Origin of the sequence: Streptomyces sp. NPDC020597, from assembly GCF_044335095.1 — a bacterium.
GTDB lineage: Bacteria > Actinomycetota > Actinomycetes > Streptomycetales > Streptomycetaceae > Streptomyces.
In genome coordinates this window covers 15,328-35,626 of record NZ_JBIRUL010000008.1, presented here as the reverse complement: position 1 = coordinate 35,626, position 20,299 = coordinate 15,328, and the positions used below count along the sequence as shown (strand labels likewise).

Annotated in this window: 18 protein-coding genes; 16 read left to right on the top strand and 2 right to left on the bottom strand. The window is 71.1% G+C overall.

Features of this window, described 5'->3' with window-relative positions; genetic code table 11:
* Positions 1-75: 75 nt before the first annotated feature.
* Positions 76-1,305: a DUF349 domain-containing protein gene (locus tag ACH4ZA_RS15995; RefSeq protein WP_398429931.1), complete on the bottom strand. Its 1,230-nt coding sequence runs from the start codon at positions 1,303-1,305 to the stop codon at positions 76-78.
* A 155-nt stretch (positions 1,306-1,460) separates the two neighbouring features.
* Complete coding sequence (locus ACH4ZA_RS15990; protein WP_398429930.1) at positions 1,461-2,288, bottom strand: peptidylprolyl isomerase; 828 nt, start codon at positions 2,286-2,288, stop codon at positions 1,461-1,463.
* A gap of 180 nt (positions 2,289-2,468) precedes the next feature.
* Between ACH4ZA_RS15990 and ACH4ZA_RS15985 the strand changes: the two genes are divergently transcribed.
* The 16 genes from ACH4ZA_RS15985 (at position 2,469) to ACH4ZA_RS15910 (ending at position 20,269) form a co-directional block, all read left to right on the top strand.
* Positions 2,469-3,185, top strand: a complete 717-nt coding sequence (locus tag ACH4ZA_RS15985) for an MBL fold metallo-hydrolase (RefSeq protein ID WP_398429928.1) — start codon at positions 2,469-2,471, stop codon at positions 3,183-3,185.
* Positions 3,186-3,197: 12 nt separating this feature from the next.
* Positions 3,198-4,460, top strand: coding sequence for a histidine--tRNA ligase (gene hisS / locus ACH4ZA_RS15980; RefSeq protein ID WP_398429927.1), 1,263 nt, complete (start codon positions 3,198-3,200; stop codon positions 4,458-4,460).
* Between the two features lie 442 nt (positions 4,461-4,902).
* On the top strand, positions 4,903-5,562 hold the full coding sequence (locus ACH4ZA_RS15975) for a vitamin K epoxide reductase family protein (RefSeq protein WP_398429926.1): 660 nt from the start codon (positions 4,903-4,905) through the stop codon (positions 5,560-5,562).
* A 60-nt stretch (positions 5,563-5,622) separates the two neighbouring features.
* The gene (locus tag ACH4ZA_RS15970; RefSeq protein WP_398429925.1) at positions 5,623-6,978 is read left to right on the top strand and encodes a replication-associated recombination protein A; all 1,356 of its coding nucleotides are present in this window, start codon (positions 5,623-5,625) and stop codon (positions 6,976-6,978) included.
* A 298-nt stretch (positions 6,979-7,276) separates the two neighbouring features.
* Positions 7,277-7,891 (top strand): 30S ribosomal protein S4, encoded by a 615-nt coding sequence (rpsD, locus tag ACH4ZA_RS15965; protein WP_007491489.1) that lies wholly within the window; start codon positions 7,277-7,279, stop codon positions 7,889-7,891.
* Between the two features lie 186 nt (positions 7,892-8,077).
* The gene (locus tag ACH4ZA_RS15960) at positions 8,078-8,518 is read left to right on the top strand and encodes a DUF948 domain-containing protein (RefSeq protein ID WP_398429923.1); all 441 of its coding nucleotides are present in this window, start codon (positions 8,078-8,080) and stop codon (positions 8,516-8,518) included.
* 8 nt (positions 8,519-8,526) lie between these two features.
* Positions 8,527-8,889 carry a hypothetical protein gene (locus tag ACH4ZA_RS15955; RefSeq protein WP_398429921.1) on the top strand — a complete coding sequence of 121 codons (363 nt, stop codon included), beginning with the start codon at positions 8,527-8,529 and terminating at the stop codon, positions 8,887-8,889.
* Positions 8,889-11,561, top strand: a complete 2,673-nt coding sequence (gene alaS / locus ACH4ZA_RS15950; RefSeq protein ID WP_398429919.1) for an alanine--tRNA ligase — start codon at positions 8,889-8,891, stop codon at positions 11,559-11,561. Before ACH4ZA_RS15955 ends, alaS begins: the two co-directional genes overlap by 1 nt.
* 8 nt (positions 11,562-11,569) lie before the next feature.
* The gene (gene ruvX / locus ACH4ZA_RS15945) at positions 11,570-12,034 is read left to right on the top strand and encodes a Holliday junction resolvase RuvX (RefSeq protein ID WP_398430162.1); all 465 of its coding nucleotides are present in this window, start codon (positions 11,570-11,572) and stop codon (positions 12,032-12,034) included.
* Positions 12,035-12,157: 123 nt separating this feature from the next.
* On the top strand, positions 12,158-13,942 hold the full coding sequence (mltG, locus tag ACH4ZA_RS15940; protein ID WP_398429918.1) for an endolytic transglycosylase MltG: 1,785 nt from the start codon (positions 12,158-12,160) through the stop codon (positions 13,940-13,942).
* Between the two features lie 120 nt (positions 13,943-14,062).
* Entirely contained in the window at positions 14,063-14,917 is an 855-nt protein-coding gene (locus ACH4ZA_RS15935) for a shikimate dehydrogenase (RefSeq protein ID WP_398429916.1), read from the top strand.
* 290 nt (positions 14,918-15,207) lie between these two features.
* Positions 15,208-16,392, top strand: a complete 1,185-nt coding sequence (aroC, locus tag ACH4ZA_RS15930; protein WP_398429914.1) for a chorismate synthase — start codon at positions 15,208-15,210, stop codon at positions 16,390-16,392.
* On the top strand, positions 16,389-16,904 hold the full coding sequence (locus tag ACH4ZA_RS15925) for a shikimate kinase (RefSeq protein WP_398429912.1): 516 nt from the start codon (positions 16,389-16,391) through the stop codon (positions 16,902-16,904). Before aroC ends, ACH4ZA_RS15925 begins: the two co-directional genes overlap by 4 nt.
* On the top strand, positions 16,901-17,995 hold the full coding sequence (gene aroB, locus ACH4ZA_RS15920; RefSeq protein WP_398429911.1) for a 3-dehydroquinate synthase: 1,095 nt from the start codon (positions 16,901-16,903) through the stop codon (positions 17,993-17,995). The genes ACH4ZA_RS15925 and aroB overlap by 4 nt, the downstream gene beginning before the upstream one ends.
* Positions 17,996-18,188: 193 nt before the next feature.
* The gene (locus ACH4ZA_RS15915; protein ID WP_398429910.1) at positions 18,189-19,070 is read left to right on the top strand and encodes a Pro-rich N-terminal domain-containing protein; all 882 of its coding nucleotides are present in this window, start codon (positions 18,189-18,191) and stop codon (positions 19,068-19,070) included.
* A 92-nt stretch (positions 19,071-19,162) separates the two neighbouring features.
* The gene (locus ACH4ZA_RS15910) at positions 19,163-20,269 is read left to right on the top strand and encodes an aminopeptidase P family protein (RefSeq protein ID WP_398429909.1); all 1,107 of its coding nucleotides are present in this window, start codon (positions 19,163-19,165) and stop codon (positions 20,267-20,269) included.
* Positions 20,270-20,299: the final 30 nt, after the last annotated feature.

Sequence of the window (20,299 nt, the reverse complement as noted above, 5' to 3'; positions counted from 1 at the left end):
GAGAACACGGAACGGCCCCCGTACGCGAGGTACGGGGGCCGTCCGGCTGTCTGCGTCGCCCCGAGGGCCGCCGCCTCAGCCGCCGAACTCGTGCAGACCCTTCAGGGCCTGATCCAGCAGCGCCTGACGGCCCTCCAGCTCGCGCTCCAGCTTGTCGGCCTTCGCCGAGTTGCCCTGGGCGCGGGCCTGCTCGATCTGCGCCTTCAGCTTGTCCACGGCGCCCTGGAGCTGACCGGTGAGACCCGCGGCACGCGCGCGTGCCTCCGGGTTCGTCCGGCGCCACTCCGCCTCCTCGGACTCCTGGATCGCCCGCTCCACGGTGTGCATCCGGCCCTCGACCTTCGGCCGGGCGTCCCGCGGGACGTGACCGATGGCCTCCCAGCGCTCGTTGATCGAGCGGAACGCGGCCCGCGCCGCCTTCAGGTCGCCGATCGGGAGGAGCTTCTCGGCCTCCTCGGCCAGCTCCTCCTTGAGCTTCAGGTTCTCCGTCTGCTCCGCGTCCCGTTCGGCGAAGACCGAGCTGCGAGCGGCGAAGAAGACGTCCTGGGCGCCGCGGAAGCGGTTCCACAGATCGTCCTCGTGCTCGCGCTGGGCACGGCCGGCGGCCTTCCAGTCCGCCATCAGCTCGCGGTAGCGCGCGGCGGTCGGCCCCCAGTCCGTCGAACCGGACAGACCCTCGGCCTCGGAGACCAGCCGCTCCTTGATCCGGCGGGCCTCCTCACGCTGCGCGTCCAGCTGCGCGAAGTGCGCCTTGCGGCGCTTGGAGAACGCCGACCGCGCGTGCGAGAACCGGTGCCACAGCTCGTCGTCCGACTTGCGGTCCAGCCGGGGCAGCCCCTTCCACGTGTCCACCAGGGCGCGCAGCCGCTCACCGGCGGCCCGCCACTGGTCGGACTGCGCGAGCTGCTCCGCCTCCGTCACCAGGTCCTCCTTGGCGCGACGGGCCTGGTCGGACTGCTTCGCCCGCTGCTGCCTGCGCTCTTCGCGCCGCGACTCGACGGTCGCCACCAGCTTGTCCAGCCGTTCCCGCAGCGCCTGCAGATCACCGACCGCGTGGTGTGCGTCCACCTGCTCGCGGATGTGGTCGATCGCGACCTGAGCGTCCTTCGCCGAGAGGTCGGTGGTCTGTACTCGCTTCTCGAGGAGGCCGATCTCGACAACCAGGCCCTCGTACTTGCGCTCGAAATAGGCCAGGGCTTCCTCGGGGGAGCCTGCCTGCCACGAACCGACCACCTGCTCGCCGTCGGCGGTACGCACGTACACGGTCCCCGTCTCGTCGACGCGGCCCCACGGGTCGCTGCTCACAGCGCCTCCTCCACATGATGCCTCCGAGGGGCCTCACGGCCCCTGGGCATCGTCCACAGTTTCGTCACGGCCAACATAGGCGACCGGCAGGCCGCCTGTCCGCATCCCGCACGACCGAAATTGGGCAGTCGACCGCCCTGGCCACGGGTCGGTCGTCAGGACTTCGTGACCGTCGCCTTGTTGATCACGACGGTCGCGTTCGGGGCGCCGTCGCCCCCGCCCGTGTTCTCTCCCGCGGCGGCGATCTTCTTCAGAACCTTCATGCCTTCGGGTGACACGGTCCCGAACGGGGTGTAGCTGGGCGGAAGCTGACTGTCCTGGTAGACGAGGAAGAACTGGCTGCCGCCGGTGTGCGGCTGCCCGGTGTTGGCCATCGCGACCGTGCCCGCCGGGTAGACGTTCGCCTTGAGGGAGGCGTCCTTCAGGTTCTCGTCGGGAATGGTGTAGCCGGGACCGCCGCTGCCGCTGCCCGTCGGGTCGCCGCACTGCAGCACGTAGATCTGGTTGGTGGTGAGCCGGTGGCACTTGGTGTGGTCGAAGTAGCCCTTGCCGGCGAGGAAGTCGAACGAGTTCACCGTGTGCGGCGCGGCCTTCGCCTTGAGCGCTATGCCGATGTCGCCGCAGGTCGTCGCGAGCGTCATCGTGTACTTGGCCGACGCGTCGATCGTGACCGCCTGCTCCTTCTTCCAGGTCTGCGTCTTGACCGCGCCGGCGGCGGGCTTCTCGCAGGGGTCCTTGGCGGCACTGGGGCTGGGCGCGGCGGACGGCGTCGTCTGCGAACTCGCGTTCGTCTTGTCCTTGCCGTCGTCCTTCAGGACACCCGTCGTGTACAGCGCCAGGCTGCCGATGACGATCACGCCGAGCACCGACGCGATCACCGAGTTGCGCATACGGGCCTTGCGGCGGGCGCTCGTGCGCCGCTGCTGCTGCCGCAAGAACTTCTCCCGGGCGAGCTGACGCTTCCGCTGTTCCTGGGTGACCACCGGGTTCTCTCCTCGTGCGTCTCGTACGTCGACTGGGACGCGTGCGTCTTGTGAGCCGACCGCCTGCGTGTGTCCCGTACCGTATATGGGTTCGCTGAGGAAACGGCAGCGCCGGTAGGCTCTGACCACTGGCGCAGCCGCCCAGAAGCCCACGCGTATCGACACAAACGAAGGACGATCGTGCTCATTGCCGGGTTCCCCGCCGGGGCCTGGGGGACGAACTGTTATCTCGTCGCCCCGGCCGCGGGCGAGGAGTGCGTGATCATCGACCCGGGCCACCAGGCGGCCCCGGGCGTCGAGGAAGCGATCAGGAAGCATCGGCTCAAGCCCGTTGCCGTCGTCCTCACCCACGGTCACCTCGACCATGTGGCCTCGGTCGTCCCGGTGTGCGGCGCTCACGACGTGCCGGCCTGGATCCACCCCGAGGACCGCTACATGATGAGCGACCCCGAGAAGGCGCTGGGCCGGTCCATCGGGATGCCGCTGATGGGCGAGCTCACCGTGGGGGAGCCGGACGACGTCCGCGAGCTCACCGACGGCGCCGCGCTGGACCTGGCCGGGCTGGAGTTCTCCGTCGCGCACGCGCCGGGCCATACCAGGGGGTCGGTGACCTTCCGGATGCCGGAGACCACCGACGTCCCGTCGGTGTTCTTCTCCGGGGACCTGCTGTTCGCCGGCTCCATCGGACGCACCGACCTGCCCGGCGGTGACATGGCCGAGATGCTCGACTCGCTGGCCCGTGTGTGCCTGCCGCTCGACGACTCGACCGTGGTTCTGTCCGGCCACGGCCCCCAGACGACCATCGGCCAGGAGCGCGCCGCCAACCCGTATCTGCGGCAGGTGGCGGCCGGCGGCCAGGGAGCGGGTTCGCCCACCCCTCCCCGACGAGGAATGTGACGAGAGACTTCCGTGAGCACCTTTCAGGCCCCCAAGGGCACGTACGACCTGATCCCGCCCCGGTCCGCGAAGTTCCTCGCGGTACGCGAGGGCATCGCCTCCCCGCTGCGCAGCGCCGGTTACGGCTATGTCGAGACGCCCGGTTTCGAGAACGTCGAACTGTTCGCGCGCGGCGTCGGCGAGTCGACCGACATCGTCACCAAGGAGATGTACGCGTTCGAGACCAAGGGCGGCGACAGGCTGGCCCTGCGTCCCGAGGGCACCGCGTCGGTGCTGCGCGCCGCGCTGGAGGCGAACCTGCACCGGCAGGGCAACCTTCCGGTCAAACTCTGGTACTCCGGTTCCTACTACCGCTACGAGCAGCCACAGGCCGGCCGCTACCGCCACTTCTCCCAGGTGGGAGCCGAGGCGATCGGTGCGGAGGACCCGGCGCTGGACGCCGAGCTGATCATCCTGGCGGACCAGGCGTACCGCTCCCTGGGGCTGCAGAACTTCCGCATCCTCCTCAACAGCCTCGGCGACAAGGAGTGCCGCCCGGTGTACCGGGAGGCGCTGCAGACCTTCCTGCGCGGTCTCGACCTGGACGAGGACACGCTGAGCCGCGCGGAGATCAACCCGCTCCGGGTGCTCGACGACAAGCGCGAGGCGGTCCAGAAGCAGCTCGGGGACGCCCCGCTGCTGCGCGACTACCTGTGCGACGCCTGCAAGGCGTACCACGAGGAGGTGCGCGAGCTGATCGCCGCGGCAGGCGTCGCCTTCGAGGACGACCCCAAGCTGGTCCGCGGTCTGGACTACTACACGCGGACGACCTTCGAGTTCGTCCACGACGGACTGGGCTCGCAGTCCGCGGTGGGCGGCGGCGGCCGCTACGACGGCCTCTCCGAGATGATCGGCGGCCCCGCGCTGCCCTCGGTGGGCTGGGCGCTGGGCGTCGACCGCACGGTTCTCGCGCTGGAGGCGGAGGGGGTGGAACTGAGGCTGCCCGCCTCGACCTCCGTCTACGCGGTGCCGCTCGGCGAGGAGGCCCGCCGGGTGCTCTTCGCCAAGGTCACCGAGCTGCGCAAGCTCGGCGTCGCGGCCGACTTCGCCTACGGCGGCAGGGGCCTCAAGGGCGCCATGAAGAGCGCCAACCGCAGCGGGGCGCGCTACACCATCGTCGCCGGTGAACGCGACCTCGCCGAAGGCGTCGTCCAGCTCAAGGACATGGAATCCGGCGAGCAGACGGCGATCGGCGTCAACGAGATCGTGGCCGAACTGGAGTCGAAGCTCGGATAGCGCCTCGCCCGGGACGCTGAGCGACGCCGAGGGGCGCCGGGGCGGGTACCCGGCGCCCCTCGGCATGAGCGGGCCCGTGGGGTGTCCCGTCCGGGGCGTCTCCCGTCCGGCAGAAGGGGTCGTCACGCCCTACGGTCCCGCCGCCGTCAACTCCACGGGCGCCGGTTCCTCCTCCGGGTGACGGCGGCGCATGAGCGCGCCGCGCGGGTGCTCACCTCCTCATCCGCCTTCGGCGCTCCGCGCCCCGCCCGCGTCCTCGCCTGGCACGTCCACCGCGAACGGTTCGGGTGTGTTGTCATGCTTCGAGCGTCGGCCGGAACCGAACGCCCGGGGGCGGCCGCACGTACTTCCTTATGTCCACCGAACGGTGGACAGTCGGCCTTGTGCGGCACAATGGCCCCTGCCCGAAGATGGTCCAACTCTCAAGTGACGGATCGGCGTGATGAGCAAGACGACAGTGAAAGACGCCTCCACGGAGTCCGAGTCCGAGCACGTGGCCGCGGTCGAGCCACGGACGGAGGGCGCCGGCCGGGCGTTCGCGATCCTGCTGCTGGTCACCGGCGCGGCCGGTCTGCTCGCCGCGTGGGTCATCACGATCGACAAGTTCAAGATCCTCGAGGCCAAGGTCGCGGGCACGACCTTCACGCCCGGCTGCAGCATCAACCCGATCATCTCCTGCGGCAGCATCATGGAGAGCAAGCAGGCGTCCGCCTTCGGGTTCCCCAACCCGATGCTCGGCCTGGTCGCCTACGGCGTGGTGATCTGCGTCGGCATGAGCCTGCTGACCCGGGCCCGCTTCCCGCGCTGGTACTGGCTGACCTTCAACTTCGGCACGCTCTTCGGCGTGGTCTTCTGCACCTGGCTGCAGTACCAGTCGCTGTACAAGATCAACGCCCTGTGCCTGTGGTGCTCGCTGGCCTGGGTCGCGACGATCACCATGTTCTGGTACGTCACCTCGTTCAACGTGCGCAACGGCTTCCTCCCCGCCCCCGCCGGGCTGAAGCGGTTCTTCGGCGAGTTCACCTGGGTCCTGCCGGTCACGCACGTCGGCATCATCGCGATGCTGGTCCTGACCCGCTGGGGCGCCGACCTCTGGGCCTGAGCCCGGCCCGGCACGGGCGGCCGACGGGGACTGTCGTACCCCTGACGTAGGCTCCGAGGTGTGGAGCCCGACCTGTTCACCGCCGCAGCCGAAGACCGCCAGGAGAAGGACCCCGCAGGGAGCCCCCTGGCGGTCCGGATGCGCCCGCGCACCCTCGACGAGGTGGTGGGCCAGCAGCACCTGCTGAAGCCGGGCTCGCCGCTGCGCCGCCTGGTCGGCGAGGGCGCGAAAGGCCCGGCCGGCCCCTCGTCGGTGATCCTCTGGGGACCGCCGGGCACCGGGAAGACGACCCTGGCGTACGTCGTCTCCAAGGCCACCAACAAGCGGTTCGTCGAGCTCTCCGCCATCACCGCCGGCGTCAAGGAGGTCCGGGCCGTCATCGACGGCGCCCGCCGCGCCATCGGCGGCTTCGGCAAGGAGACCGTCCTCTTCCTCGACGAGATCCACCGCTTCAGCAAGGCCCAGCAGGACTCCCTCCTCCCGGCCGTCGAGAACCGCTGGGTGACGCTGATCGCGGCGACCACCGAGAACCCGTACTTCTCCGTCATCTCGCCCCTTCTCTCCCGCTCTCTCCTGCTGACCCTCGAGCCCCTCACCGACGACGACCTGCGCGACCTGGTCGGCCGTGCCGTGACCGACGAACGCGGACTCAAGGGCGCCGTCACCCTCCCCGCGGACGCCGAGGCGCATCTCCTGCGGATCGCCGGCGGCGACGCCCGGCGCGCCCTGACGGCCCTGGAGGCCGCCGCCGGCGCCGCCCTCGACCAGGACGAGACCGAGATCAGCCTGCGGACACTGGAGCAGACGGTCGACCGCGCGGCCGTGAAGTACGACCGCGACGGCGACCAGCACTACGACGTCGCCAGCGCCCTCATCAAGTCCATCCGCGGCTCGGACGTCGACGCGGCCCTGCACTACCTGGCCCGCATGATCGAAGCGGGCGAGGACCCCCGCTTCATCGCCCGCCGCCTGATGATCTCCGCCAGCGAGGACATCGGCCTCGCCGATCCGAACGCCCTGCCGATCGCGGTCGCCGCAGCCCAGGCCGTCGCCATGATCGGCTTCCCCGAGGCCGCCCTCACCCTCAGCCACGTCACCATCGCCCTGGCGCTCGCGCCCAAGTCCAACGCCGCCACCACGGCGATCGGGGCCGCCCTGGACGACGTCCGCAAGGGCCTGGCCGGGCCCGTCCCGCCCCATCTGCGGGACGGCCACTACAAGGGCGCCGCCAAGCTCGGGCACGCGCAGGGGTACGTGTACCCGCACGACCTGCCGGAGGGCATCGCCGCCCAGCAGTACGCGCCGGACGCGATCCACGGCCGGGAGTACTACACCCCCACCCGGCACGGAGCCGAGGCCCGCTACGCGGACGCGGTGGAGTGGACCAGATCGCACCTCGGTCGGAACGGGTCCTGAGCACCCTGTAGACTTCCCCGAAGTGCTGCGTCCCGTGCAGTCAGAACGGGACAGTCAGCCGGAGCACCGGTCCCTCGGACCTGCTCCAGGAGCGTCGCGCACCGTCGAAGGTGTCGCGGGCAGCCCATCACCACCCGGAATCCGGGATCGGTCGGTGGGCAACTCGCGTGCTGCACGTATGTGCCCAGACCAGGGGAGCGGCTGCCCGGCAGGTCCCACGCGGACCCCACGGGTTTCCCCGGCTGCGGATTGCGACCTCCCTCAACCCTGACAAGCCGAAACCAGGAAACGAGAGACAGTGGCGAACCAGTCCCGCCCCAAGGTGAAGAAGTCGCGTGCCCTCGGCATCGCGCTGACCCCGAAGGCCGTCAAGTACTTCGAGGCCCGCCCCTACCCGCCGGGTGAGCACGGCCGCGGCCGCAAGCAGAACTCGGACTACAAGGTCCGTCTGCTCGAGAAGCAGCGTCTGCGCGCGCAGTACGACGTGTCCGAGCGCCAGCTCGTCCGCGCCTACGAGCGTGCCTCCAAGGTCCAGGGCAAGACCGGTGAGGCCCTGATCATCGAGCTCGAGCGCCGTCTCGACGCGCTGGTCCTGCGTTCGGGCATCGCCCGCACGATCTACCAGGCCCGTCAGATGGTCGTGCACGGCCACATCGAGGTCAACGGTCAGAAGACCGACAAGCCCTCCTTCCGTGTCCGTCCCGACGACGTCGTGATGGTCCGCGAGCGCAGCCGTGAGAAGACCCTCTTCTCCATCGCCCGCGAGGGCGGCTTCGCCCCCGACGGCGAGACCCCGCGCTACCTCCAGGTGAACCTCAAGGCCCTGGCGTTCCGCCTGGACCGTGAGCCGAACCGCAAGGAGATCCCGGTGATCTGCGACGAGCAGCTCGTCGTCGAGTACTACGCCCGCTGATCCCCGCCGGGATCGGCCCGCGGAGGTCGTAGCGCCTGCGCACCCCGGCCCGTCGTCCTCCCGCCCTTCGGGGCGGGCGGGGCGACGGGCTTTTGCACGCCCCTAATCCGGTACGGAACGCCGGTGGCGGCGCGATAGGCTCGCCTCCAGAGATAGGTGTTCGTCGGCCGAGGGAGCGGGTGCGCAGTGTCCGGTGGAGAGGTGGCCGGCATTCTGGTGGCCGTGTTCTGGGCGATCCTGGTCTCCTTCCTCGCGGTCGCGCTGGCGAGGCTGGCCCAGACGCTCAGGGCGACCACCCGGCTGGTCGCGGACGTGACCGAACAGGCCGTCCCGCTGCTGGCCGACGCCTCCGCCGCCGTGCGTTCCGCGCAGACCCAGATCGACCGGGTCGACGCCATCGCCAGCGATGTCCAGGAGGTCACGTCGAACGCGTCGGCGCTCTCCACCACGGTCGCCTCCACCTTCGGCGGGCCCCTGGTGAAGGTCGCCGCGTTCGGCTACGGCGTCCGCCGGGCCCTCGGCGGACGCGACGAAGACACGCCCGCGAGGGAGCCCCGGCGGACCGTCATCGTGGGCCGCACGGTCTCCCGGCGGGAGAAGCGCAAGCCCCGTGGAAAGAGGGACTGAGACCAGCGATGTTCCGCCGTACCTTCTGGTTCAGCACGGGCGTCGCCGCCGGTGTCTGGGCCACCACCAAGGTCAACCGCAAGCTGAGGCAGCTGACCCCCGAGAGCCTCGCCGCGACCGCGGCCGACAAGGCCCTCGAGACGGGAGCACGCCTCAAGGACCGCGCGGTGGGCTTCGCGCTCGACGTCCGCGACAACATGGCCCGGCGGGAGGCCGAGCTGGGCGAGGCGCTGGGGATCCGCGAGAACCCCGCCCTGCCCGCCCCCAGGCGGTACCCCGCCATCGAGAACCGCACCGACCCGCAGTATCGCGACAACCCGAAGTACATCGAGAACACGACGTACTCGAACGACCGGAATGAGGACCACTGATGGAGTCGGCCGAGATCCGCCGCCGCTGGCTGAGCTTCTACGAGGAGCGCGGGCACACCGTCGTCCCTTCGGCGTCGCTCATCGCGGACGACCCGACTCTGCTCCTGGTCCCCGCCGGCATGGTTCCCTTCAAGCCGTACTTCCTCGGCGAGGTGAAGCCGCCGTGGGCGCGCGCCACCAGCGTGCAGAAGTGCGTGCGCACGCCGGACATCGAAGAGGTCGGCAAGACCACCCGGCACGGCACGTTCTTCCAGATGTGCGGCAACTTCTCCTTCGGCGACTACTTCAAGGAAGGCGCCATCAAGTACGCCTGGGAGCTGCTCACCAGCCCCCAGGACAAGGGCGGTTACGGCCTGGAGCCGGAGAAGCTCTGGATCACCGTGTACCTGGAGGACGACGAGGCCGAGCGCATCTGGCACGAGGTCGTCGGCGTGCCCAAGGAGCGCATCCAGCGCCTCGGCATGAAGGACAACTACTGGTCCATGGGCGTCCCCGGCCCGTGCGGTCCCTGTTCCGAGATCAACTACGACCGCGGCCCCGAGTTCGGCGTCGAGGGCGGCCCGGCCGTCAACGACGAGCGGTACGTGGAGATCTGGAACCTCGTCTTCATGCAGTACGAGCGCGGGGAGGGCATCGGCAAGGACAACTTCGAGATCCTCGGCGAGCTGCCCAGCAAGAACATCGACACGGGCCTCGGCCTGGAGCGCCTCGCCATGATTCTGCAGGGCGTGCAGAACATGTACGAGATCGACACCTCCATGGCCGTCATCAAGAAGGCCACCGAGCTGACCGGCGTCGCGTACGGCGAGGCCCACGACTCGGACGTCTCGCTGCGCGTGGTCACCGACCACATGCGCACCTCCGTGATGCTCATCGGCGACGGCGTCACCCCGGGCAACGAGGGCCGCGGCTATGTGCTGCGCCGCATCATGCGCCGCGCCATCCGCAACATGCGCCTCCTCGGCGCCACCGGCCTCGTCGTCAAGGACCTCATCGACACGGTCATCGAGATGATGGGTCAGCAGTACCCGGAGCTGGTCACCGACCGCGAGCGCATCGAGAAGGTCGCCCTCGCCGAGGAGAACGCCTTCGTCAAGACGCTGAAGGCCGGCACCAACATCCTCGACACGGCCATCACCGAGGCCAAGGCCGCCGGCGGGCGGGTCCTCGCCGGCGACAAGGCCTTCCTGCTCCACGACACCTGGGGCTTCCCGATCGACCTCACCCTGGAGATGGCCGCCGAGCAGGGGCTGTCCGTGGACGAGGACGGCTTCCGCCGCCTGATGAAGGAACAGCGGGACAAGGCCAAGGCCGACGCCCAGGCCAAGAAGACCGGCCACGCCGGCGTGGGCGCCTACCGCGAGATCGCCGACAAGGCCGGCGAGACCGACTTCATCGGTTACTCCGACACCGAGGGCGAGTCCACGATCGTCGGCATCCTCGTCGACGGCGCCTCCTCGCCGGCCGCCACCGAGGGCGACGAGGTCGAGATCGTCCTCGACCGCACCCCGTTCTACGCCGAGGGCGGCGGCCAGATCGGCGACACCGGCCGGATCAAGGTCGACACCGGTGCCGTCGTCGAGATCCGCGACACCCAGAAGCCGGTCCCGGGCGTGTACGTCCACAAGGGCGTCGTCCAGTTCGGCGAGGTGACGGTGGGGGCCAAGGCCCATGCCTCGATCGACGGCCGCCGCCGTACGGCCATCGCCCGCGCCCACTCGGCCACCCACCTGACCCACCAGGCGCTGCGCGACGCCCTCGGCCCGACGGCCGCCCAGGCCGGTTCCGAGAACCAGCCCGGCCGCTTCCGCTTCGACTTCGGCTCCCCGTCCGCCGTTCCGACGGCCGTGATGACCGACGTCGAGCAGAAGATCAACGAGGTGCTGGCCCGCGACCTGGACGTCCAGGCCGAGGTCATGGGCATCGACGAGGCCAAGAAGCAGGGCGCCATCGCCGAGTTCGGCGAGAAGTACGGCGAGCGCGTCCGGGTCGTCACCATCGGCGACTTCTCCAAGGAGCTGTGCGGCGGCACGCACGTGCACAACACCGCCCAGCTGGGTCTGGTCAAGCTGCTCGGCGAGTCGTCGATCGGCTCGGGCGTGCGGCGCATCGAGGCCCTCGTCGGCGTCGACGCCTACAACTTCCTGGCTCGTGAGCACACGGTCGTCGCCCAGCTCCAGGAGCTGATCAAGGGCCGTCCGGAGGAGCTTCCGGAGAAGGTCTCCGCCATGCTCGGCAAGCTGAAGGACGCCGAGAAGGAGATCGAGAAGTTCCGCGCCGAGAAGGTCCTGCAGGCCGCCGCCGGTCTCGTGGAGTCCGCCAAGGACGTCCGCGGAGTCGCCGTCGTCACCGGCCAGGTCCCGGACGGCACCACGCCGGACGATCTGCGCAGGCTGGTCCTCGACGTGCGTGGCCGCATCCAGGGCGGACGGGCCGCCGTGGTCGCCCTGTTCACGGTCAACAACGGCAAGCCGCTGACGGTCATCGCCACCAACGAGGCCGCCCGTGAGCGCGGGTTGAAGGCCGGCGAGCTGGTCCGCACGGCCGCCAAGACCCTCGGCGGCGGCGGTGGCGGCAAGCCCGACGTGGCCCAGGGCGGTGGTCAGAACCCGGCCGCCGTCGGCGACGCCGTCGACGCCGTCGAGCGGCTCGTGGCGGACACGGCCAAGTGAGCGGTCCCATGCGCCGGGGCCGCCGACTCGCGATCGACGTCGGGGACGCCAGGATCGGGGTCGCCTCGTGCGACCCCGACGGGATCCTCGCCACACCGGTGGAGACGGTCCCCGGCCGGGACCTGCCCGCGGCCTACCGGCGGCTCGGACAACTGGTCGAGGAGTACGAGCCGATCGAGGTCGTGGTGGGTCTTCCTCGCTCCCTCAAGGGGGGCGAGGGCCCGGCCGCGGTGAAGGTACGCGGTTTCGCACAGGAACTGGCGAACAAAATCGCGCCCGTATCCGTACGTCTGGTTGACGAGCGGATGACGACCGTGACGGCCAGTCAGGGACTGCGGGCATCGGGGGTGAAGTCGAAGAAGGGCAGATCGGTCATCGACCAGGCAGCCGCTGTGATCATCCTTCAGCAGGCGCTGGAATCCGAACGGGTGTCAGGTAAAGCACCGGGCGAGGGCGTCGAAGTGGTCATCTGATCGCGATACGGTAACGTTCCGCGCGATGCGGGGCTGTTCGAACAGTCGCCGCACAGAGAGAGGCGGAACGGTGACGGGCTCGCGAAGGCTTCGTGTCCACCGCCTCGCGGCTCTAGGGGATCGATGACTGAGTATGGCCGGGGCCCCGGCTCCGAACCGTGGCATCCGGAGGACCCGTTGTACGGGGACGGCGGATGGGAAGGGCAGCACGCCCACCCGGGCCATCAGCCTGTCTACGGCGGCCAGCAGCAGCACGACCCCTACCCGCAGGGCCGGCAGCAGCCGCAGGAGCAGCAGCAGGGGTACGGCGACTGGGGCCAGGGGCAGCCGCAGCAGTACGACCCGCAGTACCAGGGTTACGGCCAGCAGCAGTACCCGGGGCAGGAGCAGCAGCAGTACGTCCAGCAGAACCAGCAGCCCTACCACGAGGGGTACCAGGAGGGCGGCTGGGACGGCGCGGGCACGCATGCGCAGGTCCCGTACGCGGCCGACCCCGGCGACCCCTACGGTCAGCAGGCCGCGGCCTACGGCGCCCAGCAGCCCGACTTCTACGGCACCCCGGACGCGTACCCGCCGCCGGAGCCGCCCGGCCGGCGGCAGGCGGAACCGGAGCCAGCGCCGGAGGCGGCGAGCGCGCCGGAGCCCGAGCCCGGCCGGAACACCGACTGGGATCCCGGTCCCGACCAGGGCGAGCAGGCGTTCTTCGCGGACGGCGCCGGCCAGGACGACGAGGACGACGGCGACGAGCCGGAGGGGCGTGGCGAGCGGCGGGGACGCAGCGGGAAAGGCGCCAAGGGCGGCAAGGGGTCCAAAGGGGCCAAGGGCAAGAAGAGCCGTAACGGCACCGCCTGCCTGATCGTCGTCCTGGTGTTCACCGGCGGTCTCGGCGGAGTGGGCTATTTCGGCTACCAGTTCTACCAGAATCGTTACGGCGCGGCCCCGGACTACGCCGGCGACGGCTCCGGCACGGCGGTGACCGTCGAGATTCCCAAGGGTGCGGGCGGATACGACATCGGCCGCATTCTGAAGGCGGCCGGCGTCGTGGAAAGCGTCGACGCCTTCGTCTCGGCCCAGCAGGGGAATCCCAAGGGCAAAACGATTCAGGACGGCGTCTACACGTTGCAGAAACGTATGTCTGCGGCGAGTGCGGTCGAACTGCTGCTGAGCCCGAAGAGCCGCAGCAACCTCGTCATCGCCGAAGGGCTGCGCAACTCCGCGGTCTACGCCCTGATCGACAAACGTCTCGACGTGGCGGCGGGAACCACCGCCGGGGTCGCCAAGAAGTCGTACAAGACGCTCGGCCTGCCCTCCTGGGCGCTCAACCGGCCCGATCTGAAGGACCCGCTGGAAGGATTCCTCTATCCGTCCAGCTATGCGGTCTCCAAGGGGCAGAAGCCCGATGCCGTCCTGAAGAAGATGGTCGCGCGGGCCGCCGAGAAGTACCAGGACTTCGACCTGGCGAAGAAGGCCTCCGCCCTGGGCCTCGACGGTCCGTGGCAACTGCTGACCGTGGCGAGCCTGGTGCAGGCGGAGGGCACGAGCCACGACGACTTCCGCAAGATGGCCGAGGTGGTCTACAACCGCCTCAAGCCCGGTAATCCCCAGACGTACGGCTCGCTCGAGTTCGACTCCACGTACAACTACGTGAAGAACCAGAGCAAGATCGACCTGTCCATCGCCGAACTGCGGAATTACGACAACCCGTACAACACCTATCACGAGAAGGGCCTGCCTCCGGGGCCCATCGACAATCCCGGTGACGACGCGCTGAAGGGCGCGCTCAACCCGACGCACGACGGCTGGTACTACTTCCTCTCGACGGACGGCAAGAGCAGCAAGTTCACCAGAACGCTCGCCGAGCACGAGAAGCTGGTCAACGCGTGGAATGCGAGCAAGGGAAAGAACTGACGTCCGTCCGGGTGTGCGCAGGGTTCGACGACAGGACAACGGCGGGCGTCGGGCGGGTGGCCGGCTGCTCCGCGCCACCCGCCCGTACGGTGCGCCGTGAAGGCTCAAGGACTGGTTTCCATGGCAGCAGCAGAAGCAACCGGCGCCCGCAGGGCCGCCGTGCTCGGCAACCCCATCGCCCACTCCCTCTCCCCGGCGCTGCACCGCGCCGCATACCGGGCGCTGGGGCTGACCGGCTGGACGTACGACCGCTTCGAGGTGGACGAGGAGGCCCTGCCCGCCTTCGTCGACGCACTCGGCGCCGAATGGGCCGGACTCTCGCTGACCATGCCGCTGAAGCGCGCGGTCATCCCGCTGCTCGACGAGATCAGTGAGACGGCGGCCTCCGTCGAGGCGGTCAACACCCTGGTCCTCACCGAGGACGGCCGCCGGGTCGGCGACAACACCGACATCCCCGGCATGGTCGCGGCGCTGCGCGAGCGCGGCGTCGAACAGGTGGAGTCGGCCGCGATCCTCGGCGCGGGCGCCACCGCGTCCTCCGCGCTGGCCGCCCTGTCCCGGGTGTGCGCCGGCGAGATCGTCGCCTACGTCCGCAAGTCGGCCCGGGCCGCCGAGATGCGGCAGTGGGGGGCACGGCTCGACGTCGACGTGCGGATCGCCGACTGGGCGGACGCCGCCGACGCCCTGCGCTTCCCGCTGGTCGTCGCGACCACCCCGGCCGGGGCCACCGACGCGCTGGCGGCCTCGGTGCCCGAACGCCCGGCCACCCTCTTCGACGTGCTCTACGATCCGTGGCCGACCGAGCTGGCCGCCCGCTGGTCGATGTTCGGCGGCGCCGTGGTCAGCGGCCTCGACCTGCTCGTGCACCAGGCGGTGCTCCAGGTGGAGCAGATGACCGGCCGGGCCCCGGCGCCCGTGGAGGCCATGCGCACGGCCGGTGAACACGCGCTGAGCGCCCGGCGGCAGTCGCCCTGACCGGCGGGGGCGCCCCGTGCGCCCCGTGCGGTCCGCGCCGGCGGCGCTCCCGGCTCCGGCCGTGCGCAGGGGCCGTCCCGTGTCCCGTCCGGAGCCGGGCCGTGACCGGCGCCCGTCGGCCCCCCTTGACGCCGTGCCGTCCGGTTGGTGGACCGACGGCCGGGTTCGGCTTCCGGACGTGGGAGGATCGAAGGCGGCGGGCCAGGGCCGCGCACCCGGTCACGCCGACGACGTACGCGACGTACGCGCGTGCGCAGAGCAGTACAGGGCGCGAGCACTGAGGAGCATCGTTGAGCAGGCTGCGTTGGCTGACCGCGGGGGAATCCCACGGTCCCGCACTTGTCGCGACGCTGGAGGGCCTTCCCGCCGGCGTGCCGATCACCACGGAGATGGTCGCCGACCATCTTGCGCGGCGGCGGCTCGGCTATGGGCGTGGTGCGCGCATGAAGTTCGAGCGCGACGAGGTCACCTTCCTCGGCGGCGTCCGGCACGGCCTGACCATGGGCTCCCCGGTGGCCGTCATGGTGGGCAACACGGAGTGGCCGAAGTGGGAGCAGGTCATGTCGGCGGACCCGGTCGACCCGGAGGTGCTGGCCGGCCTCGCCCGCAACGCCCCGCTCACCCGGCCGCGTCCCGGCCACGCCGACCTCGCCGGGATGCAGAAGTACGGCTTCGACGAGGCCCGGCCGATCCTGGAGCGCGCCTCTGCGCGGGAGACGGCCGCCCGGGTCGCACTCGGCGCGGTCGCCCGTTCGTACCTCAAGGAGACGGCCGGCATCGAGATCGTCTCCCACGTCGTCGAGCTGGCCGCCGCGAAGGCGCCCTACGGCGTGTACCCGACCCCCGCGGACGTGGAGAAGCTGGACGCGGACCCGGTGCGCTGCCTGGACGCGGACGCCTCGAAGGCGATGGTCGCGGAGATCGACCAGGCCCACAAGGACGGCGACACCCTCGGCGGCGTCGTCGAGGTGCTGGCGTACGACGTCCCGGTCGGCCTCGGTTCGCACGTGCACTGGGACCGCCGGCTGGACGCCCGCCTGGCCGGCGCGCTGATGGGCATCCAGGCGATCAAGGGCGTCGAGGTCGGTGACGGCTTCGACCTCGCGCGCGTGCCCGGCTCGAAGGCGCACGACGAGATCCTCGCCACCGGCGACGGGATCCGGCGCGCCTCGGGCCGCTCCGGCGGCACCGAGGGCGGGCTGACCACCGGCGAACTGCTGCGTGTGCGCGCGGCGATGAAGCCGATCGCGACCGTCCCGCGGGCCCTGCAGACGGTCGACGTCGCCACGGGCGAGGCGACGCAGGCGCACCACCAGCGCTCCGACGTGTGCGCGGTCCCGGCCGCCGGGATCGTCGCCGAGGCGATGGTCGCGCTGGTGCTGGCGGACGCGGTGGCTGAGAAGTTCGGCGGCGACAGCGTCGCCGAGACCCGCCGCAACGTGCGCTCGTACCTCGACAACCTGCACATCCGATGAACGGGCCGCTGGTCGTCCTGGTCGGTCCGATGGGCGTCGGCAAGTCCACCGTCGGGCAGCTGCTCGCCGAACGGCTCGGCGTCGGCTACCGGGACACCGACGACGACATCGTGGCCGAGCAGGACCGCAGCATCGCGGAGATCTTCGTCGACGACGGCGAGGAGGCGTTCCGCGCGATCGAGAAACGGGCCGTGCGGCGCGCACTCGACGAGCACGACGGCGTCCTGGCGCTCGGCGGCGGCGCGATCCTGGACGCCGACACCCGCGGCCTGCTGGCCGGGCGGCGCGTGGTCTACCTGGCCATGGACGTCGAGGAAGCCGTCAAGCGCACCGGACTCAACGCGGCCCGCCCGCTGCTCGCCGTCAACCCGCGCAAGCAGTGGCGCGAGTTGATGGAGGCCCGCCGCCACCTCTACGAGAGCGTGGCCACGGCCGTGGTCGCGACGGACGGCCGCACCCCCGAAGAGGTCGGACGCATCGCCCTGGACGCTTTGGAGTTGAAGGAAGCATGAGCAGCGAGTCAGTGACCCGGATCCAGGTCGGCGGCAGCGCGGGCACCGACCCGTACGAGGTCCTGATCGGCCGTGCGCTGCTGGGCGAGCTCGCCGGGCTGATCGGCGACCGGGTCAAGCGGGTCGCGGTGATCCACCCCGAGGCGCTGGCCGAGACCGGCGACGCGCTCCGGGCCGATCTCGCCGGGCAGGGGTACGAGGCCGTCGCGATCCAGGTGCCCAACGCGGAGGAGGCCAAGACCGCCGAGGTCGCCGCGTACTGCTGGAAGGCGCTCGGCCAGTCCGGGTTCACCCGCTCGGACGTCGTGGTGGGCGTCGGCGGCGGCTCCACCACCGACCTCGCCGGGTTCGTCGCCGCGACCTGGCTGCGGGGGGTGCGCTGGATCGCCGTCCCGACGACCGTGCTCGCCATGGTCGACGCGGCCGTCGGCGGCAAGACCGGCATCAACACCGCCGAGGGCAAGAACCTCGTCGGTTCGTTCCACCCGCCGGCCGGTGTGCTGTGCGACCTGGCGGCGCTCGACTCCCTCCCGGTCAACGACTACGTCTCCGGGCTCGCCGAGATCATCAAGGCCGGGTTCATCGCCGACCCGGTGATCCTCGAGCTGATCGAGTCCGATCCCGAGGCGGCCCGCACCCCGGCGGGCCCGCACACCGCGGAGCTCATCGAACGCTCCATCAGGGTCAAGGCGGACGTGGTGTCCTCGGATCTGAAGGAGTCGGGCCTGCGGGAGATCCTCAACTACGGCCACACCCTCGCGCACGCCATCGAGAAGAACGAGCGCTACAAGTGGCGGCACGGCGCGGCGGTCTCCGTCGGCATGCACTTCGCCGCGGAACTGGGCCGCCTCGCCGGCCGGCTGGACGACGCGACGGCCGACCGCCACCGCACGGTCCTGGAGTCGGTGGGCCTGCCGCTGCACTACCGCCACGACCAGTGGCCCCGGCTGCTGGAGACCATGAAGGTCGACAAGAAGTCCCGCGGCGACCTGTTGCGGTTCATCGTCCTGGACGGACTGGCCAGGCCCACCGTGCTCGAGGGCCCCGACCCGGCCGTCCTGCTCGCCGCGTACGGCGAGGTGGGCGAGTAGCCCGACGGGGAAGCACGCGGTCAGGCGCGCCCGGTCCTCCTCCGCCGGAATCCGCCTGCCGCGCCGGGCACTTCCGACCGCCCCCGGCCGTTCACCGAACGACGGCCGGGGGCGGTACCGTTCAGTCCCGAAGGGGGCCGCGGCCCCCGTCACGACCAGCGCCCATTGCCTGTACGAGACGGAGTGGCACCGGATGCAGCACGCAGTGGGTTCTCCGCTGCCGCCGCCCCACCAGCCGGGGCACGGTCCGGCCGCCGGCTGGCCGCCGGCCGCACATCACCCCGGCCCGCACCAGCCGGGCAGCGCCCCGCCGCCGCAGCCGGGTCACCTCGGGGCCCCCTCGGGCCCGGTCCCGCCGGCCCCCCACCCGCCGGTGCCGCCCGTGCCGCACCCACCCGCCCCGCAGCACGCCCCCGCCCCGCCGGGTCCCGACGTCACCGGACATGTGCCGCTGCCCCCGGGCGGCCCGGTCGCCATGCCCAGCGCGCCGCCCGCCCCGGTCGCCCCCGACCCCGGGGCGACCACCCTCGCGGTGCTGCTGATCGGTCCGGCGGGCGCCGGCAAGACCAGCGTCGCCAAGTTCTGGGCCGATCACCGCCGGGTGCCGACCGCCCACGTCAGCCTCGACGACGTGCGGGAATGGGTCCGCTCGGGCTTCGCAGACCCGCAGTCCGGATGGAACGACCACTCCGAGGCGCAGTACCGCCTGGCCCGCCGCACCTGCGGCTTCGCCGCGCGCAACTTCCTGGCCAACGGCATCTCGTGCATCCTCGACGACGCGATCTTCCCCGACCGCCCGGCCGTCGGCCTCGGAGGCTGGAAGCGGCATGTGGGCCCCGGCCTGCTGCCCGTCGTCCTGCTGCCCGGGCTGGAGGTCGTCCTGGAGCGCAACGCCGAGCGCTCCGGCAACCGCCGCCTCACCGACGAGGAGGTGGCCCGCATCCACGGCCGCATGGCCGGCTGGTACGGCTCCGGCCTGCCGATCATCGACAACTCCCAGCTGGACGTCCCCACCACGGCGAGGGTCCTGGACGACGTCCTGGCACGGGCGATCGCCAGCCCCCCGAAGTGGTAACGGACCGGGCCCAGGAGCCGCGCGGAGGCCCTCCCGTCCCCCGAACGCCTCTCCAACCGGCGTGATCCGGCCGACGCTCCTAGGCTCGACTCATGTCAGAGGTCTACGCGTCCCGCCGAAATAGCCTGCGCGAGCGCTGCAACGCGGCCGGAAGCGCGGCTGCGCTCGTCTCCCGCCCGGCCAACGTGAGGTATCTCGCGGGCGCCGCCCCTCAGGGCGCCGTCCTGCTGCTCGGCCGGAGCGAGGATCTCCTCGTCTGCTCCGGGCCGGCCGACGACCGCCCGGGGGAGGGCCGGCCGGACGAGTCCCTGCGGGTCCACACCCTGCCCCACGCCGGAGGGGACCCGGCGGTGGCCGCCGCCGACCTGCTCACGGCCCAGGGCGGCGACTCCTTGGCCGTCGAGGAGCACCACCTGACGATGGTCCGCCACCGCGAACTGCGCTCCGTGGCGCCCCGACTGCGCCTGGCCGACCTGGGCTGCGCGGTCGAACAGCTCAGAGTGGTGAAGGACGAGGAGGAGATCTCCTGTCTGCGGATCGGCGCCGAGATCGCCGACCAGGCGCTGGGGGAGCTGCTGGAGTCGATCCTGGTGGGGCGCACCGAGCGGCATCTCGCCCTCGAACTGGAGCGGCGCCTCGTCGACCACGGCGCCGACGGCCCGGCCTTCACCACCTCCGTCGCCACCGGGCCGAACTCCGGTCGCCGCGGCCACCGCCCCACGGACCGGCGCGTCGAGGAGGGCGACTTCCTCTCCGTCTGCCTGGGCGCGGCCTATCGCGGCTACCGCTGCGAGATCGGCCGCACGTTCGTGATCGGCACGTCCCCCGCCGACTGGCAGATCGAGCTGTACGACCTCGTCTTCGCCGCTCAGCGGGCCGGACGGGAGTCCCTGGCGCCGGGCGTGGCCTGCCGCGACGTGGACCGGGCGGCACGCCAGATCCTGGACTCCGCGGGGCACGCCGAGGGCCTTTTGGCGCTCACCGGGCACGGTGTCGGACTGGAAATCGAAGAGGACCCGCAGTTGACCCCCGCGGCCATGGGTAAACTGGACGCTTGCGTGCCGGTCACCGTCGAACCCGGGGTACACCTCCCGGGCCGGGGCGGCGTCCGGATCGATGACACGCTCGTCGTGCGCCCCGAGGCGGACGGCGGACCCGAGCTACTCACCATCACGACCAAGGAGCTGCTCGCGCTGTAGGAGTGCGTGCCCCGGGGTCGTCGTCAGTCC